Source organism: Streptococcus sp. 5346 (assembly GCF_013277455.1).
Lineage (GTDB): Bacteria > Bacillota > Bacilli > Lactobacillales > Streptococcaceae > Streptococcus.
In genome coordinates, this window is record NZ_VMMY01000020.1 from 1 (window position 1) to 25,905 (window position 25,905).

Sequence of the window (25,905 nt, forward strand, 5' to 3'; positions counted from 1 at the left end):
CAGGTCCATCTGGTAGTGATGCAATTGCACCTTTTAAGCAAATGTCATGCAACATCTACTCTTATGCGGTATTAGCTATCGTTTCCAATAGTTATCCCCCGCTACCAGGCAGGTTACCTACGCGTTACTCACCCGTTCGCAACTCATCCGGAGAAGCAAGCTCCTCCTTCAGCGTTCTACTTGCATGTATTAGGCACGCCGCCAGCGTTCGTCCTGAGCCAGGATCAAACTCTCATTAAAAGTTTGAGTTCTCACTCATTTCTGTCACTGACAGATTTATTGTTTTTTTCATTGTTCAGTACTACAACTTCAGTTGTAGTGCCCTGCACATTGGTTCGTCTTGTTCAGTTTTCAAAGGTCTTTGTCACTCGCTTCTTTCAAGCGACAACTATATTAGTATATCACAGCCACTTTCGCTTGTCAACACTTTTTTGAAACTTTTTTAATCTTTTTTCATCAAGTGTTCCTACCGCAACATACCATAGTCCGTACGGGATTCGAACCCGTGTTACCGCCGTGAAAAGGCGGTGTCTTAACCCCTTGACCAACGGACCAGAGTTGTTATTTTCAACTCTTACTATTATACCGACTTTTCAAACTTTGTCAACACCTTTTTTAAACTTTTTTACTTTTTTGCATGAATTCCTAATGAGTACGGATGTCAAACTCTTTAAACACAATACGTAAGTCTCTTAACACTCTTTGACGCCCTCGGAAGCGTTCATCTCTTAAGACGCGTTCTAGTTCTTCTTGTTTCTCTTTACTTTGTTTGTTTCTATAATCTCTTAGTGTTTCATGAAAGAGATAATAATCATCTAGCCACAGACCGCCCTCACTTATACGATGACTTATCTCACCCACTTCTTCATAAGGTTCTTTATTATATCTTCGTTTGTGGCTCTCTTGTTTACGGATATAGTCTAAAATTCGATTCCGGAATTTTGTTTTGAAGTATTTACGTAAACGAGGAATATCTTCTACTAGTCCTTCTTCTCTACTAATCAATTCATGTAAGCAAATCATTCCCTCTTGGTCCCAGTCCGATAGCTCCCATAAATGAAGGTGATATTCATTTCTACACTTATATACAATTCCCTGGACTTCTTCATACAATTCTTTAAGCATAATCTTCCCCTTTCTGTGTACAGTCTAACAGATCCAGAAACACTTTTGGCACATTTCATCCATTCTGTTCTCTACACCGTCTCAACTGCACAAAAAAAGAGAGGTCTTGCCTCTCTTTGGGTTATAATTCTGCGATTTGGTTTAGGTTTACTTCTGCAACTGTGTCATTACCAAACATAGAGATAATCATCTTCACTTTATTGTTATCAATCTCCGTAATCTTACCGGTATAATCTGCAAAAGCTCCATCAATAATACGTACAGTTTGACCAACCTCAACATCGAAATCAAATTCTTGAACAGTTTGTCCCATAGATACCAAAATGTCACGGATTTCTTGTTCCAATAATGGAGTTGGTTTTGATCTATTTCCGTGAGATCCGACGAATCCTGTAACATTTGGTGTGTTTCGTACAACAAACCAAGCTTCATCTGTCATGACCATTTCTACAAGAACATAACCTGGAAAGCGATTTTCTTCTACTTCTTTTCTCTTTCCATTTTTTTCAACTTGCACTGTTTGTGTTGGAATTTCAACGCGTAGAATATTATCCAACATATTGTAGGTTTGTGCACGTTGTAATAGATTTTCTTTTACCTTATTTTCATAACCAGAATAAGTTTGTAAAACAAACCACCCTTTATCAAAACTATCCATGATATTTCCTTTCATAAATAGAAGATTTCTAGTGTAATTAACTCCACTAACCTTCTAAAAAATGTTAATAAATCGAATCAAACCTGAAACAATCAACTGGTCAAAAATGTAAATAATTACTACAAAGAAAGCTGTGTATTCCATGATAGAACGAAAATCTCTCCAGCTTTCCTTGCGAGTTGGCCATGTTGTGTCTTTAAGAAGTCTAAAAATATCTCCAATAAAACGCATCGCTCTCTCCTATCTCGTTTCTCTGTGTGTAGTGTACTTGCCACAATGCTTACAAAATTTATTTACTTCTAGTCGTGTAGGCTTGGGGTTTCCACTAATCTTGATTGAATAGTTTCTCGAACCACAAACCGCACAAGCTAGGCTTGCTTTTTTTAGTGCCATAACGCCTCCATCTTATCTATTATAACAAGAAAGCTAGGCTTTGACAAGCATCTTAGCGAAATAGATTGACTACCGAATCCCATATTGTTTGAGCCTTTTCCTTAATCTTCGCATCTGAGATAGCCCGGCTAGCCTCATCTACTAGACTTTGCGCACGTCCTCGAATATCAGACAAATTATCATCTGTCTGGCTATTATCATTGGTTTGTACTTGTCTTTTTGTATTGGCTGGTGCAATTCCATTTTGCTTATAAGCATTTTCAACTGTAAAGGTACTTCCTGGTGTATAAGGTAAAATGGTATTTGCAATATTTCTAAAGACATGGGCTGCACCATTTGATGTAGAACCTGCTAGATAGTGATTTTCATCAGTGGTCGGAAAACCAAGCCAATGACTAATCACTACATCTGGAGTATAACCGATCACCCACTGGTCACTTGTATACTCCGGATTGAAAACTGCTTCAGTTGTTCCAGTTTTCCCTGCCATGACATAGTCTGCAGGCGATGAACTAATACCGGTTCCATTAGTGAATGTACCCAACATCATACTAGTCATCTTGTCAGCTACAGACTTATCAATCACCCGTTTTTGTGAATTTTTATGGCTCGCAATGACCTGACCACTAGCATTTTCAATTCTACTAATAAAATGTGCTTCCGGCATTAAACCTTCATTTGCAAAGGCAGCATATGCTTGAGCCATTTGAAGAGGATTGGTTTCGACACCACTTCCCAAGGCGACACCAAGAACACGGTCTACCTTTTCCATGTTGAGTCCAAATTTTTCGCCTGCCTCAAAAGCCTTATCAACACCCAAATCATTAACAGCAGCAACAGCAGGTAGATTAAGCGATTCTGCCAAGGCTTGATACATAGGAACTTCTCGACTCGTTTTAATTCCTGCATAGTTATCTACCTTATAGCTGTTATACTGCATGGTATGGTTATCCAAGAGCTTATTCAAAGCCCAACCTGCCTCAACTGCTGGCGTATAAACAACTAAAGGCTTAATTGTAGAACCAGGGCTACGTTTTGATTGGGTTGCATAGTTGAAATTCCGGAATCCAGTTTTATCATTGTCAGCAACTTGACCGACAACTCCACGAACTCCTCCTGTTTTCGGTTCAAGAGCTACACTTCCTGATTGTGCAAATGTTCCATCTTCTGCCCTAGGAAATAGCGATGTATTCTCATAGACAACCTGCATATTTGCTTGGTAGTTTTGGTCCAGCTCTGTATAAATGCGGTAGCCATTATTGACAATTTCTTCCTCTGTTAGATTATACTTAGAAACAGCTTCATTAACAACCGCATCAAAGTAAGAAGGATAGCGGTAATCTGAGATTTTTCCTTCATACTTATCGTGCAATTGCGAAGTCATATCAACTTCTGCAGCTTCGGTTTCTTGGTTTTTATCAATATATCCTGCTGCAACCATATTCTGCAAAACAGTATCGCGCCGATTGGTAGAATCCTCTACAGAATTCAAGGGATTATACAATTCCGGTCCTTTGAGCATCCCTGCCAGAGTCGCAGCTTGATCCAGACTCACCTCTGATGCAGAAACTCCAAAATATTTCTTACTCGCATCTTCTACACCCCACACACCATTTCCAAAATAGGCGTTGTTAAGGTACATGGTTAAAATCTGATCCTTACTATATTTTTTTGTTAATTCTAAGGCCAGGAAAAATTCTTTCGCTTTTCTCTCGACAGTTTGATCCTGTGACAAATAGGCGTTTTTAGCCAGCTGCTGGGTAATAGTAGAGCCACCACCCGAACGACCAGCAGTGACAATCGCCAAGAAGAAGCGACCATAGTTAATCCCGTCGTTTTTATAGAAAGAACGGTCTTCTGTCGCAATAACGGCATTCTGCAAATTTTTACTGATATCAGTCAGTTCAACGTAGGTTCCCTTTTGACCAGACAAAGCACCAGCCTCTTTTTCTTCACGGTCAAAAATGAGTGTCCGAGTTTTTAAAGCGTTTTGCAAATCATTGACATTGGTTGATTTGGCTACAGCAAACAAATAGGTTCCAACTAGCAAGCCTGCACTCAAACCTAGTATAAGGACAATCTTTGTTAGATGATAGCGACGCCAGAATTTTCGAATTGGACCTACTTGGGCTAATTTTTTTCGATCACTACGAGAGCGACGTAAGCTAGTAGAATCAGAGTCCTCTAGTTCACTTGTTTCTTTTTTAAAAAGAGAAAGAAATTTCTCAAATAATTTATCTAATTTCATGCGTTTATTTTATCATCTTCGTCATAGGAAGACAAGAATTTAGCTATTTCCTATCAAAATAGGTCTTTTTTTGTTACAATATCTGTATGAAATTCACATTTACATTACCAGACTCTCTACCTCAAATGACGGTAAAGCAATTACTTGAGGAACAACTCCTCATACCTAGAAAAATCCGTCATTTTTTGAGAATCAAAAAACACATTTTGATTAATCAGCGAGAAGTTCATTGGAACGAGACGGTAAATCCTGGAGATGTTTGTCAATTGACTTTTGACGAGGAAGATTATCCCAAAAAAGAAATTCCTTGGGGCAACCCAAACCTCGTTCAGGAAGTTTATCAAGATCAACACTTGATTATTGTAAACAAATCTGAGGGGATGAAAACGCATGGTAATCAGCCAAACGAAATCGCTCTTCTTAACCATGTCAGTGCCTATGTTGGCCAAACCTGCTATGTCGTTCATCGCCTAGACATGGAAACTAGTGGTTTGGTTCTCTTTGCAAAAAATCCTTTTATCCTGCCCATTCTCAATCGCTTATTGGAGAAAAAAGAGATTTCTAGAGAATATTGGGCACTCGTTGACGGAAATATCAGCAGCAAAGAACTTGTTTTCAAAGACAAAATCGGACGTGATCGCCATGATCGCAGAAAACGAGTAGTTGATACAAAAAATGGGCAATATGCCGAAACGCATGTAAGCAGATTAAAGCAATTTCCAAACAAGACTTCCTTGGTTCGTTGCAAGCTAAAGACAGGGCGAACCCATCAGATTCGTGTGCACCTTTCGCATCATAACTTCCCTATTTTAGGCGACCCTCTCTATAATAGTAAATCAAAAACAAGTCGGCTTATGCTTCATGCCTTTCGACTGTCCTTTACCCATCCGCTTACTCTAGAGAAATTAAGCTTCACTACCCTATCAGATACTTTTGAAAAAGAATTAAAAAAGAATGGATGATAGCGTCATCCATTTTTTAATATTTAAAAAGCAAGACCAGAGGCCTTGCTTTTTATCGACTCATGAATTATTTAGCGATTTTTGCGAAGTATTCAAGAGTACGAACAAGTTGTGCAGTGTATGACATTTCGTTGTCGTACCATGATACAACTTTAACCAATTGTTTACCGTCAACGTCAAGAACTTTAGTTTGAGTTGCGTCAAACAATGAACCGTAAGACATACCTACGATATCTGAAGATACGATTGGATCTTCTGTGTAACCGTATGATTCGTTTGAAGCTGCTTTCATAGCTGCGTTCACTTCATCAACAGTAACGTTCTTTTCAAGAACTGCTACCAATTCAGTAACTGATCCAGTTGGAGTTGGAACGCGTTGTGCAGATCCGTCAAGTTTACCGTTCAATTCTGGGATTACAAGACCGATAGCTTTTGCAGCACCAGTTGAGTTAGGAACGATGTTTGCAGCACCAGCGCGAGCACGGCGAAGGTCACCACCACGGTGTGGTCCGTCAAGGATCATTTGGTCACCAGTGTAAGCGTGGATAGTAGTCATCAATCCTTCAACAACACCAAAGTTATCTTGAAGAGCTTTAGCCATAGGAGCCAAGCAGTTTGTAGTACATGAAGCACCTGAGATAACTGTTTCAGTACCGTCAAGAACGTCGTGGTTAGTGTTGAATACAACTGTTTTAACGTCGTTTCCACCAGGAGCAGTGATAACAACTTTTTTAGCTCCACCAGCGTGCAAGTGTTTTTCAGCAGCTGCTTTCTTAGCAAAGAAACCAGTAGCTTCAAGAACGATTTCTACACCGTCGTTAGCCCAGTCGATTTGTTCTGGATCACGTTCAGCAGAAACTTTGATGAATTTACCGTTAACTTCAAATCCACCTTCTCTAACTTCAACAGTACCGTCGAAACGACCTTGAGTTGTGTCGTATTTCAACAAGTGTGCAAGCATAACTGGATCTGTAAGGTCGTTGATACGAGTAACTTCAACACCTTCTACGTTTTGGATACGACGGAAAGCAAGACGACCGATACGTCCGAAACCGTTAATACCAACTTTAACTACCATTAGTGATTTCCTCCTTATGAAAATCATGAAATTTTTATTGTGAAAAGAGTAACTTGAATCACTACAAATCACCTTTCAACAAACCTATTATATAACTATTTAAGTTTAATTGCAAGTACGGGCATTGTTTTTCTATGTTAGTTTCTTTTTAAGGCTATAAATCAAGAACTTCCTTACTATTCATATCGTAGCGATTCTACAGGATCCATTTTACTAATTTTACGCGCTGGGAAGTAGGCTGAGACATAACCAAGTAATAGAGCGAAAACTAGAGTTCCTAAAACAGATAAAAGATTTAATTCAAAAACCTTAGTGATGGATGGGTAAAAGTGACTTACAATCGCATTCGCCAAACTTCCCACCCCTTGTGCAAGCAAAAATGCCAGCAGCAAGGCGATTCCTACAATCCAGATAGCCTCGTAAATAAAAATTCCTTTGACATCACGATTTTGATAACCAACTGCCTTCATGACACCTATTTCCTTAGAACGTTGCATGATATTGATGTAAATAATGATACCAATCATGACCGCTGCTACCACAATAGCTTGTGATGAAAGCACAATCAACAATCCCTGAATGACACGAATAAAGGTAATCACAATATCAAGAACCTTCTGTTGAGAAAGAACGGTATACTTCTTATTTTTCTGTAATTCTTCTGTTATCGCTTTTGTTTGTGATGGATCTTTGAGTTCCAAGATAAAATAAGATACAGCTTTTGTAAATCCAGCTTCTTTCAAAATCGTTTCCATTTGATGAGACGGCATGAAACTGTTGCTGTCCTCCAGGTCATCTTCATCATTGATTACACGTACAATCGTTGTTTGAAATTGAGCAGTCTTGCTAGCTTCGGCAGCATTTTCTACAATACTTGCTGAGACTGATTTGCCAATAACATCACTAGCTGTCAGATTGTTTCCTGTCTGTTCATTCCAATTTTTTAGTAAACTGATTGGAATCGTCAAGCCCTGTTCATTTGCATCAGTATAGAGGGAACCAGCTAATACTTTGTCCGCCTCATTACTACTAACAGAAATACTTGTATCCTCATAGAGACTCACTACTTGAGCATAAGAAGGCATCGTTTGACTCAGATCCATTTCTTGCCCATCTATAGTAATATTTGCCATAGTCATCCCAAAAGGACTCTCCAAATATTTAATAGCTTCTTTCCCAACTGTATCCGTGATATAGTTCTTATCATCTTGATTCAAGAAGCCTCGTCCAGCATTTTCTGTATTTAAACCAATCTGAACTTGAGAAGGGATTTGACCTCCATTCGTATTTTCATCAATCATCGAAATCAAAGCATTTCCCAAGCCGAAAGAAATTAAGACTCCTACAAAACCGATTGAGGTTGCTAGCGCAATCAATAGGTTACGCCACTTTCTTTCCAGAAAGTTATTTAAAGAAAGTTTGAATTTATTTTTCAATGATAATCCTTTATTTTTTGACTTCTTCAACGACTTCACCATCCTTCATTTTGATAATCACGTCTGCATATTCAGCAACCTCTGGATTATGGGTTACAATCAATACTGTTTTCCCTGTTTGGGCTAAATTTTTAAATACCTCCAGTACCTTTTCTTGGGATTGAGAATCCAGCGAACCCGTTGGCTCATCTGCTACAATCATATCAGGCTGATTTACCAGCGCACGCGCTATTGCTACGCGTTGCTTTTGCCCGCCAGAAAGCTGTTTAACATTTTTAGCCATAAAAGGCTCCATACCCAAGTTACTTAATTGCTCCTTTGCAATCATTGTCATCTCCCTGTCAGATAAATCTTTGACATAGAGAGGTAGCTTGACATTGTCCAAAACAGACTGATGAGGAATAAGGTTAAAGTTTTGAAACACAAATCCAATCTTGTTTTTACGAAATTGAGTTAGTTCAATCTCTGATAAGTCACGGAGGGATTCCCCTTTAAATTCTAAAACTCCTTCATATTGTCTATCTAGACCACTGATAATGTTTAGCAAGCTAGTTTTGCCACAGCCCGACGGCCCGTAAATCGCTGTAATTTTACCTTTTGCAATCTGCAGGTTTATATTCTTTAAAGCCTGTTCTTGATGTTTACCGTCCAAGGCATAAAATTTTGAAATATTTTTAATGGATAAAATGGACATTCTTTCCCCCTTGTTTAAAACTGTTATCGTCATACATCATACTTACAGAAAATCCTTCAAGCAACATCAGCACTGATTTACCCTATGGGCCTACTACTTAGAATTTTCTCTCTATTGCCTAGTTTGCTTCTGGATGTATATCAAGTAATACTCTTCGAAAATCAAATTCAAACCACGTCAACGTCGCCTTGCCGTACTCAAGTACAGCCTGCGGCTAGTTTCCTAGTTTGCTCTTTGATTTTCATTGAGTATAAAATTCATTGTAACAAAAAAGCGGCATTCCCTCAATGACAGAAATGTCACTCCTATAAAGCATTTAGCAATACCTTTCTAAGTCTTCGCTCCATTCATTATCTAAACTAACGATTAACTTCTCATTGCCAAACATCCTCGCCATCATTTTTGCTTCTTCATACTTTTGTTTGGATGTATCATAATCCATCTGAATATAATATTTCCATTCTACCATCAAGACAATCGGTTGTTTTTGAAAATCTCGTGTTTTCTGCCCTATTTTATTTAAGGTCTCAACTGCTCTCTTAAAATAACGAAACAGCCCCATAATTTCTATACAAGCTAAAGAAGCTAACAAGGAATCTCTAAGCAAGTCCAAACAATCGAACTCTATCTTATCAACCTGAGAACTTAGTTTGTCATGAAAACAAAGAATAGTTTCATGCTCAGACTTTTTTATCTCACCCACATTTAAACCATCCATTAACTGACAGTTGAAATACAGTCTCAATTTCAACAAGTCCTCGGCTTTATATACATCTCTGGATAGTAAGTTATGCAGACCATTTTCAAGCAAACTGGTACCATACAAAGAATTACCAGTTGCTCTCACTGCATCTATAGCTTGAAGACAATCCACTAGCACCTTCTCATCACGTGGCAAATCATCATAAAAACACTCAAAAATCTCATCAAAATATTCTTCCTTCTGTTCCTGCAACTCCTTGTCTCCATAGTCAGGATGATGTAAAAGAAAGTACTTTAATTCTTGGTAACGCTTGGGTAATTCCTTATAGTCTGGCATCAAGACGTAGGACGGAATTTCTAATCGTTCTGCAATATATTCTAGTGTTTTTATCGTCGGGCGAAATTCTCCTTTTTCTATCCGCACCAGCTGACGGACTGATAATTCAGACTCATCCCCGCAAAAAACTGGACGACTAAGTCCTTTCTCCTCTCTTAAAAGTCGCACTTTATCCCCTAACTCATTTATCTTGTTCATTTGCCCCTCGCATGATTATAAAAGATTTGATCTTCAAATAAATATATGCGATGATTATACCATTTTTCAAATAGAATTACAAAAAAGAGACAGGATAACTCCTGCCTCTAGGCTGATAACAATTATTTACGGCGTCCTGGTCTTTCTTTGTAGCCATAGTAAGAATCTTCGATGATTTCTTGCATGTGGTCAACCATTGGAAGACGTGGGTTAGCTGGTGAACATTGATCTTCGTAAGCAAGGAAGGCCAATTCACGAGAATGTTCTTTCCATTCTTTTTCATCGATTCCTTGTGCTTTGAAGTTCATTTGGATACCTACGCGCTCACCAAGTTCGTAGACAGCTTTTGCGTAAGATTCCACACCTTCTTCTGGAGTAGAAGCTGGAAGTCCAAGCATGCGTGCGATATCTTGGTATTTTTCATCTGCACGGTAGTAGTTGTACTTAGGCCATGTTGCTGTCTTAGCTGGACGTGTACCGTTGTAGCGGATGACGTATGGAAGCAAGATTGCATTTGTACGACCGTGGATTGTGTGGAATTGCGCACCAATCTTATGAGCCATTGAGTGAGAAATACCTAGGAAGGCATTGGCAAAGGCCATACCAGCGATTGTTGAAGCGTTATGCATTTTCTCACGTGAGTGGAAGTCTGCATTCTTAACTGAGCTTTCAAGGTTTTCGAATACAAGTTTGATGGCTTGAAGTGCAAGACCGTCAGTGTAGTCGCTAGCCATTTGTGATACGTAAGCTTCAGTCGCGTGAGTCAATACGTCCATACCAGTATCCGCAGCAACAAATCCAGGAACTGTCAATACCAAGGCAGGGTCTACGATTGCCACAGTTGGTGTCAATGAGTAGTCAGCGATTGGGTATTTACGGTTGTTTGCTTTATCAGAGATAACGGCAAATGGTGTTACTTCAGATCCTGTACCAGATGTAGTTGGGATAGCGATGAATTTAGTCTTCTTACCAAGCAATGGGAATTTGAAGGCACGTTTACGGATATCCATGAATTTTTGAACAAGGTCACGGAAGTCCACTTCTGGTTGTTCGTAGAAGAGCCACATTACTTTAGCGGCATCCATCGGAGAACCACCACCAAGAGCGATGATTGTATCTGGTTTAAAGGCACGCATAATCTCAGTACCACGGTTTACAGTTGTGATATCTGGATCTGGTTCTACATCAGCAAAGATTTGGTAAACAACCTTATTACGACGAAGATCAAGTTGTTCGATGATACGATCAAGGAAACCAAGCTCTACCATGGCATGGTCAGTAACGATCATGACACGTTCAACGTCACGACATTTTTGAAGGTATTGAATTGAATCACGTTCAAAGTATGTTTTTGAAGGAAGTTTCATCCATTGCATGTTATTTCTCCGTCTTCCGACTTTTTTGATATTCAAGAGGTTAATGGCACTAACGTTATCCCCAACTGAGTTGCGTCCGTAAGAACCACATCCAAGTGTCAATGATGGTAAGAAGGCATTGTAAACGTCCCCGATACCACCGAAAGTAGAAGGTGAGTTACAGATAACACGAATAGCTTTAACAGCTTTACCAAATTCTTTAGTCAATTCTTCGTCAGCTGTATGGATGGCTGCTGAGTGACCAAGACCGTTAAATTCAACCATTTGACGAGCCTTAATAATACCATCTTCACGGCTTTCAGATTTCAAAACTGCGATAACTGGTGATAATTTTTCACGAGTCAATGGCTCATTTTCACCAACTTCTTTACATTCAGCAGCAAGAATGTTTGTTCCTTCTGGAACTGTAAATCCTGCTTGTTCTGCAATCCAAGTTGCTGGTTTACCAACGATGTCAGCGTTCAATTTTGCACCAGCACAGTTTTTGCTGTTTGCTTTCACGCCAAAGCAGAATTCTTCAAGAAGAGCTTTTTCTTTCTTGTTTACAAAGTAAGTATGGTAAGATTTGAACTCTGCTACAAATTCATCGTAAATTTCTTTATCAATGATAACCGCTTGTTCAGATGCACAGACCATACCGTTATCAAATGATTTAGACATGACGATATCGTGTGCAGCTTGGCGAATGTTAGCTGATTTTTCAACATAAGCTGGAACGTTTCCGGCACCTACCCCAAGAGCTGGTTTACCACATGAGTAAGCCGCTTTAACCATGGCATTACCACCTGTTGCAAGAATTGTTGCAATACCTTCGTGGTTCATAAGGGCACTAGTTGCTTCCATAGATGGTTGAGTAATCCATTGCACACAGTTTTCAGGAGCTCCTGCTGCGATAGCTGCATCGCGGACGATACGTGCTGCATGAGCAGATGATTCTTGTGCTGATGGATGGAAGGCAAAGACGATTGGGTTACGTGTCTTCAATGAAATCAATGATTTGAAGATTGCTGTTGATGTTGGGTTTGTTGTTGGAGTGATACCACAAACAACACCGACCGGTTCAGCAATAAGGGTTAAACCTGTTACATCGTCCTCTTCAATAACGCCAACTGTCTTAGTATGGCGCATGTTGTTTACTACGTGTTCACAAGCAAACAAGTTCTTAGTTGCTTTATCTTCAAACACACCACGTCCTGTTTCTTCAAAGGCATGTAAAGCCAATTCTCCATGGGCATCCAAAGCTGCTACTGACGCTTTGGCCACAATATAGTCGACTTGCTCTTGATCCAATTTACGCATTTCTTCAAGGGCTACGAGAGCTTTTTGCACCAACTCATCTACATGTTTTTCAGCAGCGAGTTTCTTTTCCTCTGGTGTCACAGTTTTTTTATCAGCCATATTTTCCTCCATAGCTTTCAAGGATTTAATCCTTTGTTAATTTTTTCACAAGTTTATTATAACGCATTATTTCAACTTTGTAAACAGTTTCATGAACATTTCACAAAGAATTTTTAGTTCCTTGTGAAATTTTTCTCATTTTCTTTTCTTATCAGGTCTTATCTTTGGAATTTGTGAAATTTATTTCAAATATTTTTTATTTCACAAACTTGATTGGAAGAGGAACTTGGAAAGAAAGGGATTTGCAGGTAAGCGCTTACTTTGCAGTTCTAATAATACCTCCTTTGATAAGGAGGCTTTATTTTTGTTGAAAAACGCCTTGTTTAAAAGTCCCTTCATAAACAACTTCTTGTTCTGTTGTTAGTTTCCCTTTTCCTTCAGCCTGACCATTTACAAAATCACCTTCGTAGGTCCAGCCTTCTTTGGATTGAAAGGTACCTTTTCCGTTGAAGGCTCCATTGTTGAAACCACCTGTATATTGATCTCCATTTTGGAAGGTGATGGTACCTTGTCCATTCATTTTACCACGGACAAGACTGCCATCGTAAACAATCGTTCCATTATCGAGTTTTAAGACACCTTTTCCGGGAATATTTAGGAAAAAGACGAGTACAGCACAGATAGCAATGGTAACTACTGCTAGAAGTTCTAAACGTGGACGAGTCAGATAGACACGATACTTGTCGTAAAAATTCTTAAGATTTCCCACCTTCACTCTCCTTTTCTAAACGTTCTAACCATGCTTGACAACCCTCTTGAACACGCTGATAAGTTTCTTCAAAATCTCCAGTATACCAAGGATCTGGAACACTTTCAGATGCAAATGAGTAAATCTTATCTTGACAGTCTACTGGACACATCTGACGTAAGTCAGAAACATTTGAAGCGTCCATTCCGATAATATAATCAAAGGCTTCAAAATCTTCCTTACTAATCTGAAGCGATGTCTTGCAGTTATCATAAGGAATCTCATACTCTTGAAAAATCCCTTGAGTTCCCTTATGAATCGGATTGCCATGTTCCCAAGAGGAAGTCGCTCGACTTTGAATTTCATAATTAGCTGTCATTGATTTCATAACAAACTCGGCCATAGGGCTACGGCAAATATTTCCCAGGCAGACAAAGACTAGTTTTTTCATCCCATTTCCTTTCTTTTATAGAAAAACGGGAGTTAGTAATCCCGTCTTATTTTTCAATTGCGCCTTCGAGTGAAGCTGTTTCTTTCAGCGGCAATACGGTCTTGATAGCAGCTAGTTCAAAAGTCAAGTAAACTCCATCTACATCAAGAACAATCGTTCTCTTCTCCGTATCTACTTCATCGACTGTTCCGTAAAGTCCACCGATTGTAATCACTTCATAGCCTTTTTGTAGTTTGTTTAAACTTTCCATACGTTTTTGTGCTTGTTTCTTTTGAGAGCGTTGCGTAAAGAACATCAAACCCATCATAAGGACTAGTATGATTAAAAATGTATAATTTGGATTCATTAGTTTCTCCTTTGTCTTTTACATAGGACTACTATATCAAATTTCAGCTACTTTTACAAGATTGTACCTTGCTTTTCTAGTAAGAAAAACCAGAAAAACCAGAGCTTACGCCCTGATTTTTAGGATTATTTCAAGTTTTGAACGACTTTTACAAGATTTTCAACAGTAAAGCCATATTCTGCCAATACTTTTGGTGCTGGGGCAGAGGCTCCGAAGGTATCAATACCAAGAACAGCACCATCTAGACCAACATATTTGTACCAGTTTTGACTTGCACCCATTTCGACTGCAACACGACGGCGAACTGCATTTGGAAGGATTTCTTCCTTGTAAGCTGCATCTTGTTTATCAAAGACATCTGTAGATGGCATGCTGACTACGCGGACTTTTTCGCCTTGACTAGCCAATTCTTTAGCAGCTGAGACAGCTAGATTGACCTCTGAACCTGTCGCAATCAAGATTGTATCAAAATCTGCTGCATTTTCATAGACGACATAAGCACCTTTAGCAACCTTGTCGAAGTCTGTTCCCTCTTCAACAGTCAAGTTTTGACGTGTCAAGACAAGGGCAGTTGGTGTTTTCTCACTTGTCACTGCAAGGTACCAAGCTGCTTGCGTTTCACACGCATCTGCTGGACGGAAAACATTCAGATTTGGCATAGCACGAAGTCCTGCTAAGTGCTCAACTGGTTCGTGAGTTGGACCATCTTCCCCAACTGCAATAGAATCGTGGGTAAAGACATAAGTCACAGGAAGACCTTGCAAGGCTGACAAGCGGACAGCTGCCTTCACATAGTCAGAGAAGACGAAGAAAGTTCCACCGTATACACGAAGTCCACCATGAAGAGCCATCCCGTTCAAGATCGTTCCCATTGCAAATTCGCGGACACCAAACTGAATGTTACGGTTCAAGCGATTGGCATCGTCTTGAAGTCCGTCAGTCTTGATATAAGTCATGTTTGAGTGAGCTAGGTCAGCTGATCCACCCAAGAAAGTTGGCAACTTAGCTGCCACAACGTTCAAAGCATCCTGACTCGAGTTACGAGTTGCTTGAGAAAAGCCGTTTTCTAAGGTTGGGAAGTCTGCTGGAGTCACTTCAACTGGATCGCGTCCATCAATGATAGCTTCGACTTCTGCAGCCAATTCTGGGTGAGCTTCTTTATAATCAGCAACTAGCTTTGTCCAAGTTTGATAAGCTGATGCACCACGGTCTGCAACATGTTCTTTGAAATCAGCATATACTTGTTCTGGGATTTCAAATGGTTCGTAGTCCCAACCAAGGGCTTGACGAGTTGCTGCAGTTTCATCTGCTCCAAGAGGAGCACCGTGTACGGCATTAGTTCCCTGTTTGTTTGGAGAACCGTATCCAATAACAGTCTTCACTTCAATCAAAGATGGTTTGCCTGAAGCTTTAGCTGTTTCGATAGCTGCATGGATAGCTTCCAAGTCTGTCCCATCTTCAACCAAGGCTGTATGCCAACCGTAGGCATTGTAACGGTCACGAACACTTTCTGTAAAGGAATCTTTTGTCTCACCATCCAAGTTGATGTCATTTGAATCATAAAGAACAACCAACTTGTCTAGTTTTTGCAAACCTGCGTATGAAGCCGCCTCACTTGAAACACCTTCCATCAAATCTCCGTCTCCACAAATAACATAAGTATAGTGGTCAAAGATATTGTAACCTTCGCGGTTATATTTGGCTGCCAAGAAACGTTCTGCCTGGGCAAAACCAGTGGCAGTTGAAATCCCTTGTCCTAGAGGACCTGTTGTAGCATCAATCCCTGCTGTATGTCCAAATTCTGGGTGGCCTGGTGTTTTTGAACCCCACTGACGGAAGCTCTTAATCTCATCCATGCTAACATCTTCAAAACCAGAAAGGTGAAGAAGGGCATAAAGAAGCATTGAACCATGACCTGCTGAAAGAATAAAGCGGTCGCGGTTGATCCAGTTTGGTTGAGCTGGATTGATACGAAGTTGTTTTGTAAAGAGGCTGTAAGCCATCGGAGCCGCTCCCATAACAACACCTGGGTGACCTGAGTTGGCTTTGTTGATAGCGTCAATACCTAGGAAACGAATTGCATTAACAGATAGATTTGACATAGAATTTCCTTTCTATTTGAGGTGATTATTGTATCACACATTCTATTTTACTATTATATGAAAAAATACATAGAATAGCAATTAAACAATTCGACGTAAATCAGTATTCTATTTGCTATCCTCTAGTCGCCTGATAGTAGGGAAGTAAGCGCTCATAAGCTTCATCTAATTTTTCTAAAATCACTTCTAATGATTGATTTTCAATAAAAGAAACATCTGCCTTAACTAACACTTTTCGGACTTCCTGATTAGATATTTTATTTCTTAAAATTTTACGATTTTCTTCGTTCGCATCCCATCTTTGACTTTGACCATCAGAGTAGGCTAGATAATAAATTCCTTCTACAACTGGAACTTCTAATACCTTGGTTTGTTTCTCCAAAGTTTGCTCATCTTTCTTGCGCTCGATAAAACTAACTTCTAGTGAGACACCAAAATCAGAGGGTACTCCATACAAACGAAGGGCCAACATAGGTTCTGTCACTTGTCCGTCTCTCTGTAGATAGACCCAGAAATGTGGTCGCAAACGTTGCGCCTGATTCATCCACTGGCTTGTCTGTTGGAGTTGCCATTCTGGATGCCTTACTTGAAAGGCTTTGGCTAGCTCTGTAAAAGCCTTTCTGGCCTCTTGACCTTTGTGGCGAAATGCCAGCATCTTCTCTCGCTCTGCTCCCGCTTTATCAGGATTACGGTACTGCAAACCTGCAAAGTCTAGATAGTCTCTTATCTTATTCAACATTAATTTAATCTCCTCCAGCTAGCAAAAAATCAGGAGAACCCTGATTTTGTTTATTCTGTATCTACAACGACATAGCGATTGGGCTCATCACCCTCAGAGTAACTGGTCACGCCATCCATACGTGAAATAATACGATGGATAATCTTGCGTTCGCTATTCGACATTGGATCTGTCTGATGACTGCGTCCTTCTTCTAAAACACGAGTCGCCAATTTTTGCGCATAGGTCTGCAAGACTTCTGCACGGTGTTCAACATAATCATTGACATTAATAGTAATGTAGAAGGTTCTTGAATAGCGGTTGTAAAGATAATTTTGAGCCAACAGTTGCAAGGCCTTCAAAACTTTACCATGGTAGCCGATAATACGACCTGGTTCGTTGGTGTCAATTTGTAGATTGATGCTACGACGGTTATAATCATTTGAAAGTGTGGCTTCAACATCCATGTCATCAATAATTGTTTGAACATAAGTCGTTACTTCCGTAGCTACTTGTTCAATATCGAAGCTCGGTTCAACCTTCAAGCCCAATTCTTCTAGTTCTTGACTTTCAGTTTGCTCAGTTTGGATTTCAATATTAGGAGTTTCTACTACTTCTTCGAGGTCAGTTTCTTCAAGTTGTAATTCATTTAAAATCTCAATGTGACCAGTTTCTTCTAAGATAGTGCTGGCATGTCTTTCATGTTTTAAGATTTCAGCCTTGACTTCATCAGAAATACCTTGGCCTCCCTCTTCAATCTTTTTAATTGCCTCTACAACATGACCCAAATCAACCGTTGCTTCACTGACTGTTTTAACAGGCTCATTCAAATCATTAATTTGCTTTGGAACTCCCTTTACAGCTTGTTGGTTTGCTTTTACAACTGTCGTTTCACTAATAGCATCGATATCCACTTGGGCTGGTTTTTTACCAAATAAGCCAAGAAACCCTTTTTTCTCACGAGAAATGACTTTGATATGAGCCTTCATTCTTGGAATATCTAATTCTTTCAATCCTTTCTGGATTGCTTCTTCAACAGTTGAACCTGTAAATACTACCATTACCAGATTCCTCCTTATTATTTCATTTTCTGAGCCTTTTTCTTGGCTTTTCTTTTTCTATTTTCCAAATCTTTCTGTGCCTGAACTACCGCCTCTCGCTCTGCGATAATCTTGAATGGATTGTTCAAGAAATAGGTTTGCAAGACTTGATAAGCATTGGACACTGCCCAGTAGAGAGCAACTCCGCTCGGAGCATAAACCCCAAAGATAAAAATCAAGACTGGAATCCCATACATCATCGCAGTCGTAGCCCCATTACGCTCAGACAAGGCTTTGTTGGACAGCCAAGTACTTAAAAAGGTGAATACTGCTGCTAAAATCGGAAGAACAAGGGTTGTATCCACACCACCAAGGTTAATCCATAAGAAATGACCTGTCTTTAAAAAGTCAACTCTTGATAGAGCTTGGAACAAGGCCAAGATAACCGGCATCTGAATCAAAATCGGCCAAAGAGAATCTGACTGTCTGACACCCATTTCTTTAAAGACTTTACGCATTTCTTGCTCTAGCTTGGTTCTGCTTTCCATATCTCGACCTGGATATTGTTCTCGAAGCGCCTTAATGCGTGGTTGAGCTTCCTGCATTTTTCTAGAAGCCACCATTTGCACTTGAAAGACCGGCAAGAGAACTGTACGAATCAAGACCGTAAAGAGAATAATCCCCACTCCGATACTGATATCAAATGATAAAAAGCGAATGATTTCCGCAAAGAAGTAAACAAATTTACTCCAAAAATCAGCTGAATCGGCTGTAATATCGCTCGTTGTCCCATTTGTTGCACAGGCTGCCATGATCAATAGAGACAGTCCTAGCAAACTAGTCAACTGTAGTTTCTTTTTCACTCCCATTTCCTTCCTGGTAAATCTTTGATAATTTTAATACGTGGAGTAGATTTTTCTCCATCTCTGCGTATCCCAAGGTTTCGACTCCTTTTCGAGCAATGACAACAAAATCGACATCTTCTACCAGACTCCCTTTTGCATTCTGGATAATATGCCGAATCCGTCGCTTAATTTGATTTCTAGTGACGGCATTCCCCAGTTTTTTGCTAACTGATAGACCTACTCGAAAATGGTTTTTCTGATTTTCTAATTGGTAGACAACAAATTTGCGATTAGCAAAACTTGTCCCCTCCTTGAAAATCGCCTTAAAATCTTTCTCTCTTTTTACACGAAAGTTTTTCTTCAAAACTCAACTCCATCTATTAAATTACTACTATTATACCATATTTTTCAAAAAAGCCAATCATAGCAAGGTTTTGGACATTTCCATCAGAAAAAGAAGCTGGAAAAATCTCTTTCCCAACTCCTTGTACTGAATATTTTTTCTAATTTTACTTATTTTTTCAAGCGTTCAACGTCACGGGCAATAACTAGCTCTTCATCTGTTGGAATAACCAAGACACGAATCTTCGCTGCCTCTGTTGAGATGTCTCCTGTCACGCCAAAGACGTTCTTCTCTGGATCAACATCACAGCCAAACCAAGAGATACCTGAGATAACATCTTCACGTACGTTTGCAGCATTTTCACCAATACCTGCAGTAAAGATAATAGCATCTGCTCCATTTAAGACTGCAAGGTATTGACCGATATGTTTTTGAATGCGATCAACATACATTTCATAGGCTAAAGTGGCATCGTGGTCCCCTTCTTCCATAGCAGCAATCACATCGCGCATATCACTAGATTTGCCTGAAACACCCATAAGGCCTGATTCACGATTGAGGACGCGACTAATATCTTCAGGCGTGTTAAAGTCCTCTGTATATTGGATTAAGTAAGGAATGATAGCTGGGTCAATATCCCCTGTACGAGTTCCCATCATCACACCACCAAGTGGAGTGAAGCCCATTGAAGTATCGACAGATTGACCACCCTTAACAGCTGTAATAGAAGCACCATTACCGATGTGGCAAGTAATCAATTTCAAGTCCTCTAATGGACGGCCCAAAAGTTTTGCGGCTTCTCCTGCTACAAACTGGTGACTTGTACCGTGGGCACCATATTTACGAACCTTGTTTTCTGTGTAATATTTTGTTGGGAGAGGGTAGCGATAAGCTTTCTCTGGCATACTTGTGTGGAATGAAGTATCAAAAACAACTACACTGGTGATGTCTGGCAATAATTCCTTGAAGGCACGAACACCTGCTGCATTAGCTGGATTGTGGAGAGGAGCCAACAAGCTCAACTCTTCAACTTTTTCTAAAACATCTCCCTCAACGACTGTTGATTCTTTGAAATATTCTCCACCAGCAACAACACGGTGTCCAACACCTGTAATCTCGTCATAAGCCTTGATAATATCGAAACGAATCAAGTCATCCAATAAAATTTTAACAGCTTGTGTGTGATTTTCGATATCCAAAATTTGTTGTTCAGAACGGCCGTCAAATTTTACAGTTGAAATTGAATCTTTCAAACCGATACGTTCAATCAAACCTTTCGCCAATACTTTTTCTTCTGGCATTAAATATAATTGCCATTTTAAACTTGAACTTCCTGCATTGATTGCAATTGTTTTTGTCATAACACGATACCCCTTTTTAAGCGTTTTCATCTATTATAACAAAATCTATTTTATATTTCAGTACCTTGAGTCCATTTTTGAAAATTTTCTTTAAATTTCATTAAAACACTTGCATCTTGCAAGCTAGCAAGTGGATAAACAAAAGGCTCTACTGCTGTTTCACTTTTCTTCTGTAAGATAAAAATGGTCTTGGATTGTTTAGCACTGGCAAAAAGATTTTCAGGCAAACTAATCATGGCTACCAGACTCGCTTCCTCTTTCAACCAGCCTTTCAACAAATCACTTTGAGGGCTGGTCAACAAATCACTCGGAGCGAGAAAAATAGCGTATCCATCTGACTTGAGATACTTAAGTCCTTGTTCCATGAGCAAGTGATGAGCGTAGGTATGTTCTTGACTAGAAGCAACTTGATGGCGCGACGCAACGGCATCATCAGGATAATAACCGACAGGCAAGTCGCTGATGACCACATCGCTTTCTTTGAGCATTTGTGGACGAACGGCATCTCCTTGGACAAAGCCAGCCTGCAAACCAATTACATCTGCCATACTAGCCGCCAAATCAATCAGCAAATCATCCACTTCCATTCCCAAGTAATCCACCTTTTTATCAAGCGAGGTCAAGAAAGTAGCGCCTAGAATTCCCATTCCGGAACCCATTTCGAGGATAGTGATTTCCTCCTTTTGAGACAACTCTTCCACAATAAACACCAAAAGCAAAGCAATGGCATCTGGCGTAAACTGGTGATTGGCCTGTAGGGGCTCTGTCTGCCCAGCCTTCATCAAGAGAAACTGGTAGGTCTTGAGCCATTCTTCCTTACGAAGTGCCAAACGCTTAAGGGCCTGATTGTTTTCCTTGACCTGCTCTAACTCAGTCTCACCATCCAAATAGATGCTGTTTTGCTCCACCAAGGCATCATAAAAATTGGTCGCCAAATCACTTTGGATGACTTGGACATTCTCTAATAAATACGTATAAGCTTGTTCAATTTTTTCAAAATCCATATTCCTATCTTATCAAATTTCCCTTCTTTTTTCCATCCTTATAGAAAAATCACTCCCTGACTAGGCGAGTGATTTTTGGGCTACTGTAAAAAAGAGTTCTGAGTAATTTCCTTGAAACAGGTCTTCAGCGCTATAGAGGATCTGACTATCTACAGATGAAAAACCATGCTCAATTAGCTTGTTTTCCAGTTCAACCAATTCAAATCCATGATGGTTAGCTTCTGTCTTTGTAAAATCAGCAATGAGGAGTTGTCCATCTTCCTTCAAATGTTGATGAAACAGTGAGAGAGCCGCATCCAAATCAGGCATATGATGAAGAACACGACAAACAACAATGAGATCAAACTCTTGCTCTAAGGGTTTTTTCAGTAAATCTTGCTCCAAAAACTGAATATTCTTGATGTCTTGCTGCTCCGCTTTCAAACGAGCTTGCTGCAGCATTTTCTCCGAAATATCTACCAATGTTACAGACTTGGCCTGCTTAGCTAGGGGCAAGGTTAACAGACCCGTCCCTCCTCCGAAATCCAAAATTTCTTTGTCTGATAGAAGATCAATCTGTTTCTCGACTGCTTGACAAACCAAGTTTGCAAGGAAGATATTTTTAGGGGAATCAAAAGTTTCTGCTTTGTGGTTAAAATCATGTTTCATATCTTTAGTTTAGCACAAAGTAGCTTGGTTGGCTAGGAGTTCTCTTTCTTTTCTGATTTTTTCTTCTCCACTTTTTCGCTTGAATCGGTCGCTACCTTTGCCTTTTTATCTGTTTTCTCTTCTTTGATTTTGACTGAAGGAAAGATGAATTCATATTGACTCTTAGGTGTACGAACCGTCGTCACCAAGCCAGTTTTCTTCTTTTGATAGCTTACCTGACCTAGATTAAAGACCTGTTCCCCACTTTCCTTATCAACCTTATCTTTGGTTCGCTTGGCCATAGCAAAAGCAATCAGCTTTTCTTTATTTAAAGCATAGTCTTGATAGTGGGCGACTTGCCGGTTCAAGTAAAATTGTAACAAAAGACTAAAGATGGCTGCTATGGTGACTGCATAAAGGAGAACACCTGCCTTAACTTTTTTCTTTTTCCACACGATAGATGAACTCCCTTTCTAAGCCTTTTTGGAACTGGAAACGAAAACGAACCAGTTGATTGTCCTCTGTAATCTGTGCGGATTTGAGGCCATAAACCATCGGCTGATAACCCCGTCCACTGGCATCTGTTTTACGAAAATCGTCTGACTTGGACTTACCGATAGCGATGTCCTTGCCATCTTGCTTCATATAAATGCGATTGCCTTCCACTTTTTCAAACTGCGAACGGTCTAATTCTGCCTCCAACTGGTCCACAAACAAGAGCCACTCCTTTTGCTCGCTTTGTTGCTGGTAGCGAACTTCTGAAATAAGGAGCTGACTCATGGCTTGAAAGAGGAGTAAGCTTCCACTGATGACAATGAGGGCAATCAGAGATTCTAACAAGGTAAAAGCCTTGACCTTATTGCTCTTTGATAGCCAACAACTGTTCTGAACCATGATAAACCTCCAATCCCTTTTCACTAGAAAACACCTGAATCTCAACTCCGTTTACGTTTACCTGATTTTGACCTGTCTGCAGTGCCATCTTAGCTACCCTCAAGACTTCTTCCTTTTGCAAGATTTTTGCTTCTTCTTGCCTATTTTTTTGAATTTGTCCCAAAAGGAGGGTCGCAATGCTGGCAAAGATAGCTAGAGCGACTACTGCTTCCAGTAAAATTACTGCCCTAATTTTTTGTTTCCTTAATGCGTTTAATTTTTCCATTTCCTAGATATAATTGATAACGAATCGCTCCTTTACTGGTCTGAAATTCAACCTTAGCCAGGGACGAATTGCCCCCAGCTCGGTCAAATGTAATACTTTGTCCCGATGGTGCTTGAATTCCTTTAGGAACTGTCAACTTTTGACTGCCATTGCTAATCGTCTGCCCATCTAAGTTCAGACTAGTCTTTTGCTGACTAGCTACACTGCGTTTTTGAGTTTCCCGATAAAGTTCTTCAAACTCCATAAAGAAAATCTGCTCCTCTACCGCTGCAAAAGTGGACTGGACTGAACCGGACAAGCCCAAGGCAAGGATACTCACAAGTCCTAAAACTAAGAGACTTTCAATCATGGTAAATGCCTTAATCTGCAACGGTTTGACTGGTATTTTGTTTAGCATGGTATTCTTTATAAGCTTTAGCCTGTTCTTCCGTGATTCGCCCATCTGCTTGTAACTTACTTAGGCTAGCATCTTCATTTTTATCCAAGCTATAAAGCTCTGCCTGGCTTTCCACCACCTTAACAACAGCAGCTTTTCCTTTGTCATTGACCGCTTCTTTTTGCTTGGTCAGATTAGGTACAAAGAGTAATAGAAGCACACTGATGATGAGTAAGACCACCAACATCTCCACAAGTGTAAAAGCTTTAACCTTAGCTTTTTTCAAGAATGTCATCATTTTTTTCATGTTAAAAATTTACCTCCATATTTTGATACATGGGCATGAGCATTGCCGCATAAAGTAAAACGATAATCAGTGCCACAAAGATGAAAACCAGTGGCTGCACCAGATTCATGGTGCGGTTGACTCGGGTAAAAAAGGCCTCCCAAGTTTTTTCAGCATAGATTTCCAACTCACTACCCAGCTTGGACTTGACTTCCCCATACTCGATGATGAGACTCAATTCCTTCTTAAAGAAAGGATAGGTCGCTATGGTTTGAGAAAATTCGCGGCCACTTTGTAGGGATTGAGCTAGGTCTTGACCGATTTCTTTAAAGAGCTGAGAACCTTGTTCCTGCATGATTTGAAAAATCTGCGTCAACTCCAGCCCTTGAGAAATCATATTACCCCATTCACGCGCATAATAGGCTGTCAAATAGGTCTGCACAAAGATTCCAAGGAAAGGAATGCGTGCTAGGATAGAAAAGACGCGCATCTTAGAACTTCTTTTATAAAAAGTGAGTGCTAAAAGGGCAAGTATGGAAACAAACCCTACCATTCCTAGAAAAATTTGTGGCAGATTACCAATGATTTGGGTGGCAATATTGCTACTATCCAGTTGTGGTAGTAGGTAGTTCCGTAGCCCCAGCATGATTAAAAGAAGAAAACCTAGCAAAATCAAGGGATAGGTCGCTACCTCAATTAGTTTTTTCTTGACCTTGGCAAGATTGTCTAGATACTCTTCTATCTTTCCCAAACTCAGGTGAAGATTCCCATGAACTTCCGCTAGGGATAACTGAGTGACAGTAGCACTTGAAAATCCCAAACTTTCCATCATTTCTGAGAATGATTTCCCCTGAGACAAACCTGTGCGCATCTGGGTCACACACTGCTTGTCCAACAAAGCACTCCTATCTAAAAAGGAGATGGTCTCCACCAGATGAAAACCGCTGGAAAAGAGATTATTAAATAAGGTGATGATATTTTTTTGCTTAGCTGTAGCTAATTTTTTCCGTTTCAGCCTGAAGACTTGTGATATGTCCGTCTTTAAGAAGTTGGTCAATCTGTTCATTCCAGCTAGTTGGCTGGTGTTCTTGATAGTCTTTGTTTGCAAAGTCAACGATTCCTCCTCCCCCGATTAATCTCTGGTAGCAGACTCCCTGCAGAACGACTGCCAATTCCTCCTCACTCACACCCAACTCCAACAGGCGCTCATAAACACCTCGAATACTCTTGGCGTGAATGGTTGAAAAGACTGTCGCACCTGTCAAACTAGCTCTGACCACTGCACGCGCCGTCTCGCTGTCCCGAATTTCTCCGATAATCAAGAGATCAGGACGATGACGCAAAGAAAGTTTGATGAGATTTTCATAGGTCAGCCCAATCGCTTCATTCAACTGCAACTGGAGCATGTCGTCCTGCTTGATTTCGACAGGATCTTCGATGGACATAACTTGCTGTCCTTTAAAGAGAGATTTAGCCAATTCGTGCATCAAGGTCGTCTTGCCACTTCCGACTGGACCAGAAAAGAGATAGAGTCCCCGTTGCCTATACTGCTTGCCCAGTTCTCCAATATCCTGAAACCAAAAATGCAAGTCCTGCTCCTCATCGTGCAACAAACGGATCACCAAACTCTCATGTCCTCGATAATCGCCTACGGTAGATAAACGTAGTGACGCCATCTTATCGTCATAGGTATAATCACAGGAACCAAGTTGACTACGTCGCTTTTCTCCAACATTCATACCAGCTACAAACTTAAAGTGACTGATGACGGCCGCAAACTTTTCAAAATCATAACAACCGATTTTACAGCGCTCGTCTCCTATTCTCATATGAAGCTCATAAGCGTCTAACTTAGGAACAAAATAAATATCTTGCGCTCCTTTTTTCCGAGCTGAATGAATGATTTCTTGTGCAATTTCTTGAACCATACTTACCTCCTCACCTATACTATTCG

The 25,905-nt window shown here is 40.1% G+C and carries 29 protein-coding genes, 1 tRNA gene and 1 rRNA gene; 1 reads left to right on the forward strand and 30 read right to left on the reverse strand.

The window, feature by feature from the left end; all coding sequences use genetic code 11:
* From HT732_RS09625 to pbp2a, 7 genes are all read right to left on the reverse strand, one after another.
* Positions 1 to 240, reverse strand: a 16S ribosomal RNA gene (locus HT732_RS09625); the annotation flags it as partial.
* Positions 241 to 482: 242 nt separating this feature from the next.
* Positions 483 to 554, reverse strand: a tRNA-Glu gene (locus tag HT732_RS09630).
* A gap of 91 nt (positions 555 to 645) precedes the next feature.
* Positions 646 to 1,125 (reverse strand): sigma-70 family RNA polymerase sigma factor, encoded by a 480-nt coding sequence (locus tag HT732_RS09635; protein ID WP_173254897.1) that lies wholly within the window; start codon positions 1,123 to 1,125, stop codon positions 646 to 648.
* A 121-nt stretch (positions 1,126 to 1,246) separates the two neighbouring features.
* On the reverse strand, positions 1,247 to 1,783 hold the full coding sequence (nusG, locus tag HT732_RS09640) for a transcription termination/antitermination protein NusG (protein WP_000376739.1): 537 nt from the start codon (positions 1,781 to 1,783) through the stop codon (positions 1,247 to 1,249).
* A 54-nt stretch (positions 1,784 to 1,837) separates the two neighbouring features.
* A complete protein-coding gene (gene secE, locus HT732_RS09645; RefSeq protein ID WP_001210991.1) occupies positions 1,838 to 2,014 on the reverse strand; it encodes a preprotein translocase subunit SecE in 177 nt (58 codons plus the stop codon).
* A gap of 9 nt (positions 2,015 to 2,023) precedes the next feature.
* Positions 2,024 to 2,176, reverse strand: coding sequence for a 50S ribosomal protein L33 (gene rpmG, locus HT732_RS09650; RefSeq protein ID WP_001809375.1), 153 nt, complete (start codon positions 2,174 to 2,176; stop codon positions 2,024 to 2,026).
* A 52-nt stretch (positions 2,177 to 2,228) separates the two neighbouring features.
* Positions 2,229 to 4,424, reverse strand: a complete 2,196-nt coding sequence (gene pbp2a, locus HT732_RS09655) for a penicillin-binding protein PBP2A (protein ID WP_173254898.1) — start codon at positions 4,422 to 4,424, stop codon at positions 2,229 to 2,231.
* Positions 4,425 to 4,510: 86 nt separating this feature from the next.
* Between pbp2a and HT732_RS09660 the strand changes: the two genes are divergently transcribed.
* Positions 4,511 to 5,386, forward strand: coding sequence for an RluA family pseudouridine synthase (locus tag HT732_RS09660; RefSeq protein ID WP_345890512.1), 876 nt, complete (start codon positions 4,511 to 4,513; stop codon positions 5,384 to 5,386).
* 67 nt (positions 5,387 to 5,453) lie between these two features.
* Here HT732_RS09660 and gap read toward each other — a convergent pair whose 3' ends face one another.
* The 23 genes from gap to comGA all read right to left on the reverse strand — a co-directional run bounded on the left by gap (position 5,454) and on the right by comGA (position 25,879).
* Positions 5,454 to 6,464, reverse strand: coding sequence for a type I glyceraldehyde-3-phosphate dehydrogenase (gene gap / locus HT732_RS09665; protein ID WP_000260687.1), 1,011 nt, complete (start codon positions 6,462 to 6,464; stop codon positions 5,454 to 5,456).
* A gap of 176 nt (positions 6,465 to 6,640) precedes the next feature.
* A complete protein-coding gene (locus HT732_RS09670; RefSeq protein WP_173254900.1) occupies positions 6,641 to 7,942 on the reverse strand; it encodes an ABC transporter permease in 1,302 nt (433 codons plus the stop codon).
* Positions 7,911 to 8,594: an ABC transporter ATP-binding protein gene (locus HT732_RS09675; protein WP_173254902.1), complete on the reverse strand. Its 684-nt coding sequence runs from the start codon at positions 8,592 to 8,594 to the stop codon at positions 7,911 to 7,913. Before HT732_RS09675 ends, HT732_RS09670 begins: the two co-directional genes overlap by 32 nt.
* 316 nt (positions 8,595 to 8,910) lie before the next feature.
* Positions 8,911 to 9,831, reverse strand: coding sequence for an XRE family transcriptional regulator (locus HT732_RS09680; RefSeq protein ID WP_173254904.1), 921 nt, complete (start codon positions 9,829 to 9,831; stop codon positions 8,911 to 8,913).
* A gap of 122 nt (positions 9,832 to 9,953) precedes the next feature.
* Positions 9,954 to 12,605: a bifunctional acetaldehyde-CoA/alcohol dehydrogenase gene (gene adhE, locus HT732_RS09685; RefSeq protein WP_173218210.1), complete on the reverse strand. Its 2,652-nt coding sequence runs from the start codon at positions 12,603 to 12,605 to the stop codon at positions 9,954 to 9,956.
* 298 nt (positions 12,606 to 12,903) lie between these two features.
* Positions 12,904 to 13,314, reverse strand: coding sequence for a hypothetical protein (locus HT732_RS09690; protein WP_173218208.1), 411 nt, complete (start codon positions 13,312 to 13,314; stop codon positions 12,904 to 12,906).
* On the reverse strand, positions 13,301 to 13,744 hold the full coding sequence (locus HT732_RS09695) for a low molecular weight protein-tyrosine-phosphatase (protein ID WP_173218206.1): 444 nt from the start codon (positions 13,742 to 13,744) through the stop codon (positions 13,301 to 13,303). Before HT732_RS09695 ends, HT732_RS09690 begins: the two co-directional genes overlap by 14 nt.
* A gap of 46 nt (positions 13,745 to 13,790) precedes the next feature.
* On the reverse strand, positions 13,791 to 14,090 hold the full coding sequence (yajC, locus tag HT732_RS09700) for a preprotein translocase subunit YajC (RefSeq protein WP_042900241.1): 300 nt from the start codon (positions 14,088 to 14,090) through the stop codon (positions 13,791 to 13,793).
* 125 nt (positions 14,091 to 14,215) lie between these two features.
* Positions 14,216 to 16,192 carry a transketolase gene (tkt, locus tag HT732_RS09705; protein WP_173254906.1) on the reverse strand — a complete coding sequence of 659 codons (1,977 nt, stop codon included), beginning with the start codon at positions 16,190 to 16,192 and terminating at the stop codon, positions 14,216 to 14,218.
* 115 nt (positions 16,193 to 16,307) lie between these two features.
* Positions 16,308 to 16,931, reverse strand: a complete 624-nt coding sequence (locus HT732_RS09710) for a ribonuclease P (RefSeq protein ID WP_173254909.1) — start codon at positions 16,929 to 16,931, stop codon at positions 16,308 to 16,310.
* Between the two features lie 50 nt (positions 16,932 to 16,981).
* Entirely contained in the window at positions 16,982 to 17,971 is a 990-nt protein-coding gene (gene jag, locus HT732_RS09715) for an RNA-binding cell elongation regulator Jag/EloR (RefSeq protein WP_173254911.1), read from the reverse strand.
* A 17-nt stretch (positions 17,972 to 17,988) separates the two neighbouring features.
* Positions 17,989 to 18,813: a membrane protein insertase YidC gene (locus tag HT732_RS09720; RefSeq protein ID WP_345890513.1), complete on the reverse strand. Its 825-nt coding sequence runs from the start codon at positions 18,811 to 18,813 to the stop codon at positions 17,989 to 17,991.
* The gene (gene rnpA / locus HT732_RS09725) at positions 18,788 to 19,159 is read right to left on the reverse strand and encodes a ribonuclease P protein component (RefSeq protein WP_000739245.1); all 372 of its coding nucleotides are present in this window, start codon (positions 19,157 to 19,159) and stop codon (positions 18,788 to 18,790) included. The genes HT732_RS09720 and rnpA overlap by 26 nt, the downstream gene beginning before the upstream one ends.
* A gap of 149 nt (positions 19,160 to 19,308) precedes the next feature.
* Positions 19,309 to 20,499, reverse strand: coding sequence for an acetate kinase (locus tag HT732_RS09730; protein ID WP_173254915.1), 1,191 nt, complete (start codon positions 20,497 to 20,499; stop codon positions 19,309 to 19,311).
* Positions 20,500 to 20,549: 50 nt separating this feature from the next.
* The gene (locus HT732_RS09735) at positions 20,550 to 21,503 is read right to left on the reverse strand and encodes a class I SAM-dependent methyltransferase (RefSeq protein ID WP_101786345.1); all 954 of its coding nucleotides are present in this window, start codon (positions 21,501 to 21,503) and stop codon (positions 20,550 to 20,552) included.
* Between the two features lie 60 nt (positions 21,504 to 21,563).
* Positions 21,564 to 22,151, reverse strand: coding sequence for a class I SAM-dependent methyltransferase (locus tag HT732_RS09740; protein ID WP_173254917.1), 588 nt, complete (start codon positions 22,149 to 22,151; stop codon positions 21,564 to 21,566).
* 32 nt (positions 22,152 to 22,183) lie between these two features.
* On the reverse strand, positions 22,184 to 22,585 hold the full coding sequence (gene comGG / locus HT732_RS09745) for a competence type IV pilus minor pilin ComGG (RefSeq protein WP_173254919.1): 402 nt from the start codon (positions 22,583 to 22,585) through the stop codon (positions 22,184 to 22,186).
* Entirely contained in the window at positions 22,563 to 23,024 is a 462-nt protein-coding gene (comGF, locus tag HT732_RS09750; protein WP_173254921.1) for a competence type IV pilus minor pilin ComGF, read from the reverse strand. Before comGF ends, comGG begins: the two co-directional genes overlap by 23 nt.
* The gene (comGE, locus tag HT732_RS09755) at positions 22,987 to 23,289 is read right to left on the reverse strand and encodes a competence type IV pilus minor pilin ComGE (RefSeq protein ID WP_173254923.1); all 303 of its coding nucleotides are present in this window, start codon (positions 23,287 to 23,289) and stop codon (positions 22,987 to 22,989) included. The genes comGF and comGE overlap by 38 nt, the downstream gene beginning before the upstream one ends.
* On the reverse strand, positions 23,252 to 23,686 hold the full coding sequence (gene comGD, locus HT732_RS09760; protein ID WP_173254925.1) for a competence type IV pilus minor pilin ComGD: 435 nt from the start codon (positions 23,684 to 23,686) through the stop codon (positions 23,252 to 23,254). The genes comGE and comGD overlap by 38 nt, the downstream gene beginning before the upstream one ends.
* The gene (gene comGC, locus HT732_RS09765; protein ID WP_000738641.1) at positions 23,649 to 23,972 is read right to left on the reverse strand and encodes a comG operon protein ComGC; all 324 of its coding nucleotides are present in this window, start codon (positions 23,970 to 23,972) and stop codon (positions 23,649 to 23,651) included. Before comGC ends, comGD begins: the two co-directional genes overlap by 38 nt.
* A gap of 1 nt (position 23,973) precedes the next feature.
* Positions 23,974 to 25,017: a competence type IV pilus assembly protein ComGB gene (comGB, locus tag HT732_RS09770; RefSeq protein WP_173254964.1), complete on the reverse strand. Its 1,044-nt coding sequence runs from the start codon at positions 25,015 to 25,017 to the stop codon at positions 23,974 to 23,976.
* A complete protein-coding gene (comGA, locus tag HT732_RS09775) occupies positions 24,938 to 25,879 on the reverse strand; it encodes a competence type IV pilus ATPase ComGA (RefSeq protein WP_173254927.1) in 942 nt (313 codons plus the stop codon). Before comGA ends, comGB begins: the two co-directional genes overlap by 80 nt.
* Positions 25,880 to 25,905 lie beyond the last annotated feature (26 nt).

Bases quoted from the DNA above. Each gene is read 5' to 3' on its own strand.
- HT732_RS09635 (WP_173254897.1), bottom strand. From the start codon at position 1,125: ATGCTTAAAGAATTGTATGAAGAAGTCCAGGGAATTGTATATAAGTGT.
- nusG (WP_000376739.1), bottom strand. From the start codon at position 1,783: ATGGATAGTTTTGATAAAGGGTGGTTTGTTTTACAAACTTATTCTGGT.
- secE (WP_001210991.1), bottom strand. From the start codon at position 2,014: ATGCGTTTTATTGGAGATATTTTTAGACTTCTTAAAGACACAACATGG.
- rpmG (WP_001809375.1), bottom strand. From the start codon at position 2,176: ATGGCACTAAAAAAAGCAAGCCTAGCTTGTGCGGTTTGTGGTTCGAGA.
- pbp2a (WP_173254898.1), bottom strand. From the start codon at position 4,424: ATGAAATTAGATAAATTATTTGAGAAATTTCTTTCTCTTTTTAAAAAA.
- HT732_RS09660 (WP_345890512.1), top strand. From the start codon at position 4,511: ATGAAATTCACATTTACATTACCAGACTCTCTACCTCAAATGACGGTA.
- gap (WP_000260687.1), bottom strand. From the start codon at position 6,464: ATGGTAGTTAAAGTTGGTATTAACGGTTTCGGACGTATCGGTCGTCTT.
- HT732_RS09670 (WP_173254900.1), bottom strand. From the start codon at position 7,942: ATGGTGAAGTCGTTGAAGAAGTCAAAAAATAAAGGATTATCATTGAAA.
- HT732_RS09675 (WP_173254902.1), bottom strand. From the start codon at position 8,594: ATGTCCATTTTATCCATTAAAAATATTTCAAAATTTTATGCCTTGGAC.
- HT732_RS09680 (WP_173254904.1), bottom strand. From the start codon at position 9,831: ATGAACAAGATAAATGAGTTAGGGGATAAAGTGCGACTTTTAAGAGAG.
- adhE (WP_173218210.1), bottom strand. From the start codon at position 12,605: ATGGCTGATAAAAAAACTGTGACACCAGAGGAAAAGAAACTCGCTGCT.
- HT732_RS09695 (WP_173218206.1), bottom strand. From the start codon at position 13,744: ATGAAAAAACTAGTCTTTGTCTGCCTGGGAAATATTTGCCGTAGCCCT.
- yajC (WP_042900241.1), bottom strand. From the start codon at position 14,090: ATGAATCCAAATTATACATTTTTAATCATACTAGTCCTTATGATGGGT.
- tkt (WP_173254906.1), bottom strand. From the start codon at position 16,192: ATGTCAAATCTATCTGTTAATGCAATTCGTTTCCTAGGTATTGACGCT.
- HT732_RS09710 (WP_173254909.1), bottom strand. From the start codon at position 16,931: ATGTTGAATAAGATAAGAGACTATCTAGACTTTGCAGGTTTGCAGTAC.
- jag (WP_173254911.1), bottom strand. From the start codon at position 17,971: ATGGTAGTATTTACAGGTTCAACTGTTGAAGAAGCAATCCAGAAAGGA.
- HT732_RS09730 (WP_173254915.1), bottom strand. From the start codon at position 20,499: ATGACAAAAACAATTGCAATCAATGCAGGAAGTTCAAGTTTAAAATGG.
- HT732_RS09735 (WP_101786345.1), bottom strand. From the start codon at position 21,503: ATGGATTTTGAAAAAATTGAACAAGCTTATACGTATTTATTAGAGAAT.
- HT732_RS09740 (WP_173254917.1), bottom strand. From the start codon at position 22,151: ATGAAACATGATTTTAACCACAAAGCAGAAACTTTTGATTCCCCTAAA.
- comGF (WP_173254921.1), bottom strand. From the start codon at position 23,024: ATGGTTCAGAACAGTTGTTGGCTATCAAAGAGCAATAAGGTCAAGGCT.
- comGE (WP_173254923.1), bottom strand. From the start codon at position 23,289: ATGGAAAAATTAAACGCATTAAGGAAACAAAAAATTAGGGCAGTAATT.
- comGD (WP_173254925.1), bottom strand. From the start codon at position 23,686: ATGCTAAACAAAATACCAGTCAAACCGTTGCAGATTAAGGCATTTACC.
- comGC (WP_000738641.1), bottom strand. From the start codon at position 23,972: ATGAAAAAAATGATGACATTCTTGAAAAAAGCTAAGGTTAAAGCTTTT.
- comGB (WP_173254964.1), bottom strand. From the start codon at position 25,017: ATGAACAGATTGACCAACTTCTTAAAGACGGACATATCACAAGTCTTC.
- comGA (WP_173254927.1), bottom strand. From the start codon at position 25,879: ATGGTTCAAGAAATTGCACAAGAAATCATTCATTCAGCTCGGAAAAAA.